Here is a 12327-nt window from a genome sequence, read left to right on the forward strand (position 1 = left end):
CCTATGTCACATCCATTTAGCGCACTTTCGCCAGACCTTGTTATGTCGGCCGTAGAGTCGGTTGATATTTGGCCGGCTGGCGAGCCATTTGCTCTGAATAGTTATGAAAATCGCGTGCTGATGTTTCGTGATGACGAGGGTGTTCGCTGGGTGGTGAAATTTTATCGGCCTGACCGCTGGTCGAGTGAGGCGATCCAGGAAGAGCACGACTTTCTAACGGAATTAAAGCAGGCGGGCGTTCCGGTCGTGGCCCCTTGGCGAAATGAGCAGCACGTGTCGCTGCACACGTATCAGCAGTTTCGCTTCACGCTGTTCCCTCAGTGCCCAGGGCAGGCACCTGAGCTGGATAATCCTGGTCATCTCTTTGCGCTTGGCGAAGTATTAGGCCAATTGCATAAGGTATCGTCTAAAAAGCCGTTTAAGCATCGTGGTACGTTATTGTTTGCTGAAGGTGTTTCAGAGGCAGAGCAGCGCGTTGTGGCAAGCCCCTGGCTGAGCAACCACCAAGCCCGTGCGTATCAAACGGTGGTCGATAAGATTCGCCGCCAACTGTCGGCGGTTCATGTTAGCAGCGACTGGATGATTCGCACCCATGGAGACTGTCATTTAGGCAATGTGTTGGGGCGCGATGAGGCCTTTACCCTGGTCGATTTTGACGATTGTTTGATGGCTCCAGCGATCCAGGATATTTGGATGTTGCTACCGATGGAGCAGCCCCAGCTATGGCGGGCGCAGTTGAGCGAGATGGTAGAAGGTTATGAAGAGACGTTGCCGTTTCCGCACCAGCAGATGTCGCTGATTGAACCGCTGCGCGCTTATCGATTGATCCGCCACGCTGCTTGGTTGGTGACGCGTTGGGATGATCCCGCTTTCCCGCGGGCGTTTCCATGGCTGGCAGAGGCAGGGTATTGGGACCAACACATTCGCCAACTTGAGCAACAGTTGTTGCAGTTGGACCAGCCACTCTGGTTGGCTTAGCCCTCGTCTAGAAGGTGATTCCCGTCTGACACGAAAACGGCCTTGCATGAATGTTCACGCAAGGCCGCTCAATACGGGGCGTAACGCTTACTCAGGCTGCTCCGTAGGAGCAGGGTTCTCGATGCTTTGGTCAGGATCTGGGCGTTCGCCTGGAATAGGGTTGGCAACACCATCCCCATCGGCTTGACGTCGAGTCGCGTTGATCTCGGCGGACGGGTTACCCTGGGCCTCAATATGGATGCTCTCTTCAAGGGCTAGGATAAACGTTTGGCCGGGTTCGAGCGAGCAAGCACCGCTGTCGCAGGCAAGTCCATATTGACCATCTTCTGCATAAGCGCTGGCGGCAAAATCGCCAGAATAAATAGCGCTTTCTGAATCGTGGGTCTCAATGCAAGTAGCATCCTGGGTCGTAATGCGGATGCGGTCTCCGTTTAACTGCGCATTCGCGACTAGCAAACAATACTCTGGCAGAGAGTGAGTGGTGCCATTTGCTTGCTTCGGGTGCAATAAAATATCGGTATAGCGCGTTTGATTACTATCGAAACTCAAAGCTTCAACGACTTCGACGCCTACTTTTGCCCCGCTGGGCAGTTTCAGTGTGGACTCTTCTGCATGTAACGGAGACACAAAAAAGGTGCCCAGCAGGGCAGTGAGCCAAAAGGGCGAGGATTTGAATGACATAGCGTACTCTCAACAGTGGTTCCTGCCTTACCAGCAGGAAAATAGTGTTTTTATCATAGCACAGCTCAATGAGCGCCGAAGGGGGGTGCGTGTCACTCTGCCACAGGCAGCCTAGGTGCGTTAAAATAGATTAATCTACCGTTTTTGTTGTACATAAATTGTTTAAGGTATATTTTTTGTACAGGGTGGTTTGTGAAGATAAGCGTTCAGCTAGCACTCTTGGGGTAAGCAGCTAAACGGAAGAGACTACAAGCTACTTGGTAGCTTGCCGATAATGGAAGCTCGCTGGCGCGATAACATTGCTGCAAGGCGATTAAGTGATAGCGAATACGCACAGTTTGATGAGGCCTACAATGACCGACGATATCGCCCAACACTACCGTCAAATTATTACCGCGCTGGGTGAAAACCCTGATCGCGAAGGGCTGCGAGATACGCCAAAGCGTGCCGCTAAAGCGATGCAGTTTTTGAATGCTGGCTATCACCAGTCGCTAGAAGAAATTGTTAACGGTGCTGTGTTTGAGTCACAAACCGATGAAATGGTGCTGGTTAAAGATATCGAACTGTACTCGATGTGTGAGCATCATCTGCTGCCCTTTATTGGTAAATGTCATATTGCTTACTTACCCAGTGGTCGTGTACTAGGCCTATCCAAGTTTGCTCGTATTGTCGATATGTATGCTCGTCGCATGCAAATTCAAGAAAATCTGACCCGTGAAATTGCGGAGGCGGTACAGCAGGTGACTCAGGCGAGAGGGGTTGCGGTTGTGATTGAAGCACGCCACCTTTGCATGATGATGCGCGGTGTGGAAAAACAGAACTCCAGCATGACCTCTTCGGTGATGCTAGGCGGTTTTCGCAGTAATCAAGCGACGCGTCAGGAATTCTTAACTTTAATAAGCTAATGGAAGGCGGTCTCAGCCGTTTCATGTCAAAGGTTTGGTGAAATACGCCGTTTCGTCTTAGCATGAACAGGTAAATGAGCCTATCAGGCCGTCATTTGGTCAGGAGTCTGTCATGGAAGCGCTGAGAGAAACGCAGCTGTATTGCCCGTTTGCCTATATTGATGGCAGCTGGGTAGCCGCCGACAGCGGTGAGCAAATCAACGTCATAAACCCAGCCACCGGTGAGCCCGTTGGTGATATTCCAAGGCTGGGTAAAGCGGAGACCGAACGCGCCATTGATGCCGCCGATGCGGCATTACCTGCATGGCGGGCGCTCACTGCCCAGGAGCGTGCGGATTTACTGCTCAAATGGCATGATCTGATGCTTGAGCATAAGCAAGATCTAGCCTTGCTGATGACACATGAGCAGGGCAAGCCGATTAAAGAGGCGGAAGGAGAAATCGTCTATGCGGCGAGCTTCTTACGTTGGTTTGCAGAAGAAGCGCGCCGTGTGTACGGAGAAACCATTCCTGCAGCCAATGCCAATCAGCGCATTGTGGTGACCAAGCAGCCGGTGGGTGTTGTCGGGGCGATTACCCCCTGGAACTTTCCGGCAGCGATGATTACTCGAAAAGCGGGTGCTGCCTTAGCGGCAGGTTGTACCATCGTTGTAAAACCCGCCAGTCAAACTCCCTTTTCTGCCACGGCGCTTGCGCTACTAGCCGAGCGTGCTGGTATTCCTCGTGGTGTCTTCAATGTGGTGCCCGGCAGCGCTTCAGACATCGCCAAAGCACTGACACAGTCGCCGAAGGTGCGCAAAATCACCTTTACGGGGTCTACGGAAGTGGGTCGTACGCTGATGGCGCAAGCCGCTGAGCATATCCAGAAAATTTCCCTGGAGCTTGGGGGCAATGCACCGTTTATCGTGTTTGAAGACGCGGATTTAGACGCTGCCGTTGAAGGCGCGATGGCGGCTAAGTTTCGCAATGCTGGGCAAACCTGTGTGTGTACTAACCGCTTTCTGGTGCAATCCAGTGTGATCAACGCTTTTTGCGAAAAGCTGGCGGTGGCCATGAACAGCGAGCTAAAAGTAGGCGATGGCACCAAGCCCGGGGTGAATATTGGCCCGCTTATCGATGAAAAGGCGGTGAAGAAGGTCAGCGAGCACGTGCAGGATGCCGTTGATCATGGCGCTGAGTTGCTGCTGGGTGGTCACCCGCATCCGTTAGGGGGCAACTACTTCACGCCAACGCTGATTAGCTTTGCCACCGATAAGATGAAGGTGGCTCACGAAGAGACCTTCGGCCCGCTGGCCGCCGTTTTCCCTTTTGATGACGAAGAGACGGCGATTGAGATGGCCAACGATACCCAATATGGTTTGGCCTCTTACTTCTACTCCCGAGACCTTGCGCGTGTTTGGCGCGTGGCAGAGGCGCTGGAATACGGCATGGTGGGTATTAATACCGGGCTTATTTCCAATGCGGCAGCACCCTTTGGCGGTGTGAAAGCGTCGGGCCTTGGGCGTGAAGGTGGCCACCAGGGCTTGGAAGAGTATTTGGAAACGAAATATCTGTGCATTGATCTTGGTAAGTAACACGCCCTAGACCGAAAAAGCCCTCACTTGAAACCAAGTGAGGGCTTTTTTAATGCAGCAGGTTTATTTGCTGATTAATGGCGGAAGTGGCGCATGCCGGTAAATACCATGGCAATGCCCGCTTCGTTAGCGGCATCAATCACTTCCTGGTCGCGCATGGAGCCACCCGGTTGGATCACCGCTGTAATGCCTGCGGCGGCAGCGGCATCAATGCCATCACGGAAGGGGAAGAAGGCGTCAGAAGCCATCACAGAGCCTGGAACAGACAGCCCTTCATCCGCTGCTTTAATGCCCGCGATTTTAGCCGAGTAAACGCGGCTCATTTGGCCTGCGCCTACGCCAACCGTTTGGCCTGCTTTGGCGTATACAATCGCGTTGGATTTAACAAACTTAGCAACGCGCCATGCAAAGGCGAGATCGCGCAGCTCTTCCTCAGAAGGTGCACGCTCGCTCACCACGGTTAGCTCATCTTTAGTGACCATGCCTTGATCACGATCCTGTACCAGTAGGCCGCCATTCACGCGTTTGAAGTCAAACGCAGGCTGGGCCGTGCCGGGCCAATGAGCGCTGACGTCGAGCAGGCGAACGTTCTGCTTCTCGGCCACAATGGCGGCTGCCTCGTCGCTGACACCAGGAGCGATAATCACTTCGACAAACTGGCGATCAATAATCGCACGTGCGGTTTCAGCGTCCAGCGGTACATTGAAGGCAATAATGCCGCCAAAGGCGCTGGTCGGGTCGGTGGCGAACGCCTTGTCGTAAGCTTCCAGAGCCGTTGCGCCCACGGCAACGCCGCAGGGGTTGGCATGCTTAACGATCACACAGGCGGTATCGTCAAAGGCTTTTACGCACTCAAACGCCGCGTCGGTATCGGCGACGTTATTGAAAGAGAGCGGTTTGCCTTGAAGCGTTTTGGCGGTGGCAACGCTTGGCTCGCTAGCGGTGGGGTCAACATAGAAAGCGGCTTTCTGATGCGGGTTTTCACCGTAGCGCATGTCCTGCTTTTTATGCAGCTGCAGGTTGAAGGTACGGGCAAACGTGGTGTCTTCGCTGGCCACTTGACGGCCAAGGTAGTCAGCAATCGCGCCATCATAGCCAGCCGTATGCTCAAATGCTTTTACGGCTAAGTCAAAGCGGGTGGTGGCGCTTACTTGGCCGGACTGCTCTGCTAGCTCACCCAGCACCCGGTCGTAGTCGCTGGCGTTAACCACAATCGTGGTATAAGCGTGGTTTTTAGCGCAGGCGCGGACCATGGTTGGGCCGCCAATATCGATATTCTCGATGGCGTCTTCCAGCGTGCAGTCTGGTTGGGCAACGGTAGCGGCAAAGGGGTAAAGGTTCACAACGACCATGTCGATAGGTGTGATGTCGTTCTCTGCCATCACGGCATCGTCCTGGCCGCGGCGTGCCAGAATGCCACCATGGATTTTGGGATGCAGCGTTTTCACACGGCCATCCATAATCTCTGGGAAGCCAGTGTGCTCAGATACTTCCTTAACAGCGATACCGTTCTCTTGCAGTAAGCGGAACGTGCCACCGGTAGACAGAAGCTCAACACCGTGGTTGGCGAGGCCGCGGGCAAACTCTACGATGCCAGTTTTATCAGATACGCTCAGCAGGGCGCGGCGAACAGGGGTAGCGGTACTATCGGCCATAAGGGTGCTCGTCGTGGGCAGGTCGGAGGTGAAAACAGCAACGCCCCGTTAAGGGGCGTCACTATCGATTAATCCATAAAGCTTCAGCTTTTTGCGCAGCGTGCCACGGTTTAAGCCGAGCACGTCTGCGGCGCGTGTTTGATTGCCATCGGTGTGCTCCATCACGCATGCCAGCAGAGGAGCCTCTACTTCAGCCATCACCATCGCGTACAAGTCGGAGGTTTGACTGCCATCCAGATGCTCAAAGTAGCGGCGCATGGCGGTTTCAACCGCTTCTCTTAACGGCTGGGGCTGAGCGCTGGCGGAAGGGTCTGCTAGCGTACCGGAGAGTCGGGAGGAGCGCTCGCTGGAGAGCAGGTCTCGTTCAGTCATGCCGCATGGCTTCCTTTAACTAACAGACGCTGGGTGGCGTCGTGGGTCATGGCGTTATTCATCCATTCAAACTGCGATTCAGGCGTGGCGAGGGCATTAAATTGCTGTTTGAGCGTGCGCTGCTCGGCGTCTGTAAAGCGCTGGTCGTCGTTGAGATACCAGCCAACATGCTTGCGTGCGATGCGCACACCCATCGTCTCACCGTAGAAAGCGTGCAATGCCTGCAGGTGTTCACGCAGGACTTGCCCGCGCTCCGCTAAACTGGGTAGCGCTAATCGCTCACCGTGAGTTAAATAGTGAGTGATCTGTTGAAAAATCCACGGGTTGCCCTGCGCACCTCGTCCCACCATCACAGCATCGGCACCGGTATAGCGCAGCACATAGGCCGCTTTTTCGGGCGTTGTGATATCGCCATTAGCAATGACAGGAATGCTTAGGCGCGATTTGATGTCGGCAATGGTGTCGTACTCTGCCTCACCAGTATAGCGCTGTTCACGGTGGCGGCCATGGATAGCGAGTGCCTGTATACCGGCAGACTCGGCGAGCTGAGCAATGCGGCGTGCGTTGTTGGAGCTGGCGCACCAGCCTGTGCGAATCTTCAGCGTGACAGGGATATCAACGGCATTCACCACGGCGTCCAAGATGTCAGCCACCAGGGCTTCATCGCGCAGCAGGGCAGAGCCTGCCGCTTTGTTGCACACTTTCTTGGCCGGGCAGCCCATGTTGATGTCGATGATTTGCGCGCCAAGCTCCGCGTTAAGGCGAGCGGCCTGGGCCAGCATCTCAGCATCGCCCCCTGCAATTTGCACAACCCGGGGGTCGGGTTCACCCTCGTGGTCCATGCGTAGCTGTGATTTGCGGGTATGCCACAATGAGGGGTCGGCGGTCACCATTTCACCTACCACCCAGCCTGCTCCGAGCTTGCGGCAGAGCTGGCGAAATGGGCGGTCAGTAACGCCTGCCATGGGAGCCAACATTACCGGGTTAGGCAGTTGGTAAGGCCCAATCGCAGGTGGCGAAGTAGTCATCAAGGTCATTGCGGTGCACTTTGGTAGGCATGAAATCGACGAGTAGGACGTTTCAAGGGGGCGTATGATACGCCTACTCGGCAAGGGATTGAAGGCCAATTCCGATTTTATGCAGGGCGATGGCCCGTCAGGCGCACCCAGCCTTCACGTACGGTGGGTTCATCCATATAAAGCCCTTGGGCTTCGTAGGCTTCCAGTACGTCGGAAGCTTGATTAGCCAGTATGCCGGACAGCGCAATGTGACCGCCGGGCGCGACGTGGCCGGCAATCATGCTAGAAAGCTCTACCAACGGACCTGCTAAGATATTGGCCGTGACGATGGGGTAGGGGCCGCCTTCAAGCTGCTCAGGGTAGTAGAGCGCGAGCTGCTCCGCGCCAATAGCATTACGCTCGGCGTTGTCGCGGCTGGCTTGTAGCGCTTGTGGGTCAATATCCGTGCCGTCTGCATGGGTGGCACCCAATTTCAGGGCGGCAATAGCGAGGATGCCCGACCCGCAGCCTACATCCAGCACGGCTTTGCCCTGTAGCTCATTGCGCACGGCTAGTCCATCTAACCACTCAAGGCAAAGGGCTGTCGTTGGATGTGTGCCGGTACCAAATGCAAGGCCAGGATCGAGAATTAAATTCACCGCTCCGGCTTCGGGCGGCTCGTGCCAGCTGGGCACAATCCACAGCCGTTCACCCATGCGCAGTGGGGTGAAGTCATCCATCCACTCGCGTTCCCAGTCGCGGTCGGCCAGTAGCTCGTATTCAATAGTGGGGCAGGGCTCGCCGGGCATTTGCTCGGCCCAAGAGGCTTCAATACGACCTAGCATCTCATCGATGCCCTCTAAGTCATCGTAGAGCCCGGTCAAAATAGTGTCTTGCCATAGCGGAGTGGTGCCGCGCTCTGGCTCAAAGACAGGGTCGTCGTGAGCATCCTGAAGGCCAATAGCCGTCGCACCTTCCTCCAGCAGCAGCTCTTCAAGAAGGTCGGCTTGCTCGGGGGCGACATGCGCTTTTAATTGCAGCCAGGGCATGGGGGATCTCCACGGCGTGAAAAGGGTAAGGAGTCACTGAGGTAACCAACAGCAGCGGGGTGGCGATAGCCACCCCGCTGTATGGCTCGCGTTTAGGCGAGCAAGTAAACAGCCGTGTTCCTAGCTGCTTAGCTTCTTTTCCAGATAGTGAATATTGACACCGCCTTGGCGGAAGTAGCTATCCCGTACCAAGTCTTTCTGTAGGTCAATATTGGTCTTAATGCCTTCAACGAGTAGCTCGTCAAGCGCGTTGCGCATACGCGTCAACGCGATCTCGCGGTCAGCGCCCCAAGTGATCAGCTTGCCAATCAAGGAGTCGTAATGCGGAGGCACGGTATAGCCAGTGTACAGATGAGAGTCCATCCGAACGCCCAGGCCACCCGGGGCGTGGAACAGCGTGACTTTACCCGGAGAGGGCATGAAAGTACGCGCGTCTTCCGCGTTAATACGGCACTCAAACGCATGACCGTTCAGTGTCACATCTTCCTGGCGAATCGACAGCGGCAGGCCAGATGCAATGCGCAGCTGCTCTTTGACGATATCAACACCTGTGACCATTTCCGTCACCGGGTGCTCTACCTGAACACGTGTGTTCATCTCGATAAAGAAGAACTCACCGTCTTCATACAGGAACTCAAAGGTGCCTGCGCCGCGGTAGTTAATCTCAATGCACGCCTGGCGGCACGCTTCGAGTACTTTTGCCCGAGCGGCTGGATCGATACCTGGCGCGGGAGCTTCTTCCAGCACTTTCTGGTGACGGCGCTGGAGCGAGCAGTCGCGGTCATACAGATGAATGGCATTACCTTGGCCGTCTGCCAACACCTGTACTTCTACATGGCGAGGTTTCTCAAGAAACTTCTCCATGTACACCGTGCCGTCGCCAAAGGCGGCATGCGCTTCGGTGCGCGTGACCGTAATCGCAGAGAGGAGGTGACCTTCGGTATGCACCACGCGCATGCCGCGACCACCGCCGCCCGCTGCCGCTTTAATGATGACCGGGTAGCCAATGCGGCGAGCAGTCGCCAGATTAGTGGCGTCATCATCGCCTAGCGGGCCATCAGAGCCGGGAACGGTCGGCACGCCAGCCACTTTCATGGCTTCAATTGCGCTGACTTTATCGCCCATTAGGCGAATGGTTTCCGGACGCGGGCCAATAAAGGTAAAGCCTGAACGTTCTACCTGCTCGGCAAAATTAGCATTCTCAGAAAGAAAGCCGTAGCCAGGGTGAATCGCGCTTGAGTCGGTGACTTCAGCAGCGCTGATCAGGGCAGGAATATTCAAATACGATTGCGCAGAAGAAGCCGGGCCTATGCAGACCGCTTCGTCTGCTAGACGAACGTGCATCAGTTCACGGTCTGCCTTGGAGTGAACGGCAACGGTTTTGATCCCTAGCTCTTTACACGCGCGTAAGATACGAAGGGCTATCTCGCCGCGGTTCGCGATAAGTACCTTGTCCAGCATGGGAGAGTCCACCCGTGTTGATATGAAAGATTAAGCGAGGACGATCATGGGCTGATCGAATTCCACCGGCTCGCCATCTTCCACCAGGATGGCCTCAACCACGCCATCGCGGTCGGCTTCAATTTGGTTCATCATTTTCATGGCTTCAACGATACAAACAGTATCGCCTTGCTTAACGGTGTCGCCTACTTCCACGAAGGATTTTGCGCCGGGTGCCGGGCTGCGATAGAAAGTGCCGACCATCGGTGAATTCACCGCTTCACCACGGTAGCTGACTCCCTGCGGCTCTGCCTCGGCGGTAACGCTGGCGCTCGCTGCTTGGGGAGCGTGCGCTGGCTGGGCGTACTGCGGCATTGGCTGCGGCTGCCACGTCGTGCCGTTGGGGTGACGGCTAATGCGAACCGACTCTTCACCTTCTTGAATTTCGATTTCGCTGATGTTGGACTCTTCTAGCAGCTCAATCAGTTTCTTAACTTTGCGAATATCCATTCGTATAGCCCCAAAAGTTGATCAAAGTGTACGCTTTCGCAGGAGGTATATGCCTGCAGAGTGTGGCGTTTTCAAGCGCAGTAAACCAAATTTAAAAATGAAGAGAACGCTGCACGATGGCGAACGTTACCCTAGACTCAACGCTAAAAGATGAGTTTTTTAGCAAATATGGCAGCGGAGTTTGCCGAAAAAGTCATCCACTGTCCAGTGGCAGGCCTCCAGTGTGCTAAATTTGCGACTTAAACAACTGTTTGACGATGATCGCGACACGGTGCCCTAAAAACGCGCTGAAAGCCGAGTAACCCGTATGTGGGTGGAAGCCTTGGCGCCTTATCCCTGTTGCCAGCGCTGGAAGGCATCCAGGTGTTGAGTGAGTCCCTGGGCAGTTACTTCGCCCTGAATGCGTGCTTCACGCACTTCTTCACCCTGATGAAAGAGTAGCAGGCTGGGTGGGCCAAACAGATTAAAATGGTTGAGCAGCTCACGACTTTGGGCGTTGGTCTCAGTCACATCGACCGCGATTAGCTGAAAATCGTTCAATACAGCGGCGACGTTGGGGTCGGGATAGACTTCTCTTTCCATTAGCTTACAAGAGATGCACCAGTCGGCCGTGAAGTGAGCGAAGACAGGTCGTCCTTCCTGAGCAGCTTGTTCCACGACGGTTTGCAAGGCACTGAGCGTGTTGATTTCCTGAAACTCAGGAGCAGCAGTGGCATGGCTAGTGCCCGAAGAAGTGACAGACGACAGGGGGCGCAAAGGGTTGCTTCCTCCTTGGGCTGCACCGAGCACGAGTGCCACACCCCAGGCCAGCAGCATTAACCCCGCTGTTTGGCGAGCTTTTGCCCAACCTTGGGAGGGCGATGTGTTGAGTGCTCCAATGGTAAGAGCACTACCTATCGCCAGTGCTGCCCACAGTAATAAAGAGATGGAGGGCGCGATTAATCGTTCAATCATCCAGATCGCAACGCCTAATAACAGCAGGCCAAAAGCAATTTTAACACCATTCATCCAACCGCCAGAACGCGGCAGTAACGTGGTCCCAAAGGTGCCTACGAGTAACAAAGGGAGCCCCATGCCAAGCCCCAGCGCAAACAGCACAGCGCCGCCCAAAGCGGCATCCCCAGTGGAAGAAATAAACACTAAGGCACCGGCCAAGGGGGCCGTGACACAGGGAGAAACCACCAGTACTGACAGCGCGCCCGCTACTGCTAACCCCATTGGGCCACTGCGCTGGGCACGCGCTTGCCACGCATCGATGGTATTCGCGATGCGCGGGGAGACGCGCAGATCAAACGCGCCAAACATCGCTAAAGCGAACAGTGTAAATAGAATCGCAAAGGTGATTAACACAGGCGCAGACTGTAAATGTGCCTGAAGGTTAAGTCCGGCACCGAATAGCCCCATTAACACCCCCACCAGGGCATAGGTAACGGCCATGCCTAGCACGTAGCTGGCTGAGAGTACGAAAGCGCGCGGCTTGGTAGGATTCTGACCGACCACGATAGACGACAGAATCGGTATCATCGGCAGCACGCAGGGTGTAAAGGTTAGCCCAATGCCCGCCAGGAAAAAGAGGCCTAGGGCCAGTGGTAGGCTGGTATTGCTGATCAGAGTGCTGAACTTGCTATCTTCACTTTGCGGTACAGACAGGGCTGCACCCGTACTCACCTCACTTGTGGGGGTTGAGGTGCTCTCACCTTGCCAGTTGGCAAACGCGCTGGGCGGTGATGTCTCCGCGGCCTCTAGCGTGATGCGTTCAGGTGGGTAGCATAAACCAGCATCGGCACACCCCTGAAAGGTCAGCTCGAGGCGGATGGGTCCGCTATAAGCCGTGCTAAGTGGCACCTCAAAGACGAGCTGGTCGCGAAAAACGTAGACATCCCCCATGAATTCATCGGTGGTGAAAGTTCCCTGTGGTATCACCGGTTCTTCTAAACTGACGGATGCTTGCTGGCTGCTAACCGCCAGTTGATGGCGGTATAAATAATACTCATCAGCGATATCGATCCCGATGCTGAGCGTCTCGCCATCGTGCCAAGCGCTTGGCTGGAAGGCTTCCATCACTGGCAAAAAATCACTTTGATTGCTTGAGGAAAACCACTGGCCATGGGCGAGTACAGGTAGCCAACACAGCATTAAAAATAGACTGAAACGTTGCATGAGTAA

General features: G+C 55.0%; 11 protein-coding genes. 3 read left to right on the forward strand and 8 right to left on the reverse strand.

Going from position 1 to position 12327, the window contains the following annotated elements; translation table 11 throughout:
- Positions 1-3: 3 nt before the first annotated feature.
- Positions 4-978 (forward strand): serine/threonine protein kinase, encoded by a 975-nt coding sequence (locus IEW65_RS06030; protein WP_188638583.1) that lies wholly within the window; start codon positions 4-6, stop codon positions 976-978.
- An 87-nt stretch (positions 979-1065) separates the two neighbouring features.
- Here IEW65_RS06030 and IEW65_RS06035 read toward each other — a convergent pair whose 3' ends face one another.
- Positions 1066-1659, reverse strand: coding sequence for a hypothetical protein (locus tag IEW65_RS06035; RefSeq protein ID WP_188638584.1), 594 nt, complete (start codon positions 1657-1659; stop codon positions 1066-1068).
- A 353-nt stretch (positions 1660-2012) separates the two neighbouring features.
- Between IEW65_RS06035 and folE the strand changes: the two genes are divergently transcribed.
- On the forward strand, positions 2013-2564 hold the full coding sequence (folE, locus tag IEW65_RS06040; protein WP_188638585.1) for a GTP cyclohydrolase I FolE: 552 nt from the start codon (positions 2013-2015) through the stop codon (positions 2562-2564).
- 112 nt (positions 2565-2676) lie between these two features.
- Positions 2677-4137 (forward strand): NAD-dependent succinate-semialdehyde dehydrogenase, encoded by a 1461-nt coding sequence (locus IEW65_RS06045; RefSeq protein WP_188638586.1) that lies wholly within the window; start codon positions 2677-2679, stop codon positions 4135-4137.
- A 74-nt stretch (positions 4138-4211) separates the two neighbouring features.
- On the opposite strand, the gene purH is transcribed toward IEW65_RS06045, so the two are convergent.
- The 7 genes from purH to dsbD form a co-directional block, all read right to left on the reverse strand.
- Positions 4212-5792, reverse strand: a complete 1581-nt coding sequence (purH, locus tag IEW65_RS06050; protein ID WP_188638587.1) for a bifunctional phosphoribosylaminoimidazolecarboxamide formyltransferase/IMP cyclohydrolase — start codon at positions 5790-5792, stop codon at positions 4212-4214.
- 48 nt (positions 5793-5840) lie between these two features.
- Positions 5841-6164: a DNA-binding transcriptional regulator Fis gene (fis, locus tag IEW65_RS06055; protein ID WP_188638588.1), complete on the reverse strand. Its 324-nt coding sequence runs from the start codon at positions 6162-6164 to the stop codon at positions 5841-5843.
- Positions 6161-7201, reverse strand: coding sequence for a tRNA dihydrouridine synthase DusB (gene dusB / locus IEW65_RS06060; RefSeq protein ID WP_188638589.1), 1041 nt, complete (start codon positions 7199-7201; stop codon positions 6161-6163). The genes fis and dusB overlap by 4 nt, the downstream gene beginning before the upstream one ends.
- A gap of 98 nt (positions 7202-7299) precedes the next feature.
- Entirely contained in the window at positions 7300-8211 is a 912-nt protein-coding gene (gene prmA / locus IEW65_RS06065; protein ID WP_188638590.1) for a 50S ribosomal protein L11 methyltransferase, read from the reverse strand.
- Positions 8212-8331: 120 nt separating this feature from the next.
- On the reverse strand, positions 8332-9672 hold the full coding sequence (accC, locus tag IEW65_RS06070; protein ID WP_188638591.1) for an acetyl-CoA carboxylase biotin carboxylase subunit: 1341 nt from the start codon (positions 9670-9672) through the stop codon (positions 8332-8334).
- Between the two features lie 30 nt (positions 9673-9702).
- Complete coding sequence (accB, locus tag IEW65_RS06075) at positions 9703-10161, reverse strand: acetyl-CoA carboxylase biotin carboxyl carrier protein (protein ID WP_188638592.1); 459 nt, start codon at positions 10159-10161, stop codon at positions 9703-9705.
- Between the two features lie 330 nt (positions 10162-10491).
- On the reverse strand, positions 10492-12321 hold the full coding sequence (dsbD, locus tag IEW65_RS06080; RefSeq protein WP_422822606.1) for a protein-disulfide reductase DsbD: 1830 nt from the start codon (positions 12319-12321) through the stop codon (positions 10492-10494).
- Between the last annotated feature and the right edge of the window lie 6 nt (positions 12322-12327).

Source organism: Vreelandella lutescens (assembly GCF_014640815.1).
GTDB lineage: Bacteria > Pseudomonadota > Gammaproteobacteria > Pseudomonadales > Halomonadaceae > Vreelandella > Vreelandella lutescens.

Excerpts from the sequence above, each read along its gene's own strand:
- dusB (WP_188638589.1), bottom strand. The coding sequence starts at position 7,201 with ATGACCTTGATGACTACTTCGCCACCTGCGATTGGGCCTTACCAACTG.
- folE (WP_188638585.1), top strand. The coding sequence starts at position 2,013 with ATGACCGACGATATCGCCCAACACTACCGTCAAATTATTACCGCGCTG.
- dsbD (WP_422822606.1), bottom strand. The coding sequence starts at position 12,321 with ATGCAACGTTTCAGTCTATTTTTAATGCTGTGTTGGCTACCTGTACTC.
- accC (WP_188638591.1), bottom strand. The coding sequence starts at position 9,672 with ATGCTGGACAAGGTACTTATCGCGAACCGCGGCGAGATAGCCCTTCGT.
- IEW65_RS06035 (WP_188638584.1), bottom strand. The coding sequence starts at position 1,659 with ATGTCATTCAAATCCTCGCCCTTTTGGCTCACTGCCCTGCTGGGCACC.
- fis (WP_188638588.1), bottom strand. The coding sequence starts at position 6,164 with ATGACTGAACGAGACCTGCTCTCCAGCGAGCGCTCCTCCCGACTCTCC.
- purH (WP_188638587.1), bottom strand. The coding sequence starts at position 5,792 with ATGGCCGATAGTACCGCTACCCCTGTTCGCCGCGCCCTGCTGAGCGTA.
- IEW65_RS06045 (WP_188638586.1), top strand. The coding sequence starts at position 2,677 with ATGGAAGCGCTGAGAGAAACGCAGCTGTATTGCCCGTTTGCCTATATT.
- prmA (WP_188638590.1), bottom strand. The coding sequence starts at position 8,211 with ATGCCCTGGCTGCAATTAAAAGCGCATGTCGCCCCCGAGCAAGCCGAC.
- IEW65_RS06030 (WP_188638583.1), top strand. The coding sequence starts at position 4 with ATGTCACATCCATTTAGCGCACTTTCGCCAGACCTTGTTATGTCGGCC.
- accB (WP_188638592.1), bottom strand. The coding sequence starts at position 10,161 with ATGGATATTCGCAAAGTTAAGAAACTGATTGAGCTGCTAGAAGAGTCC.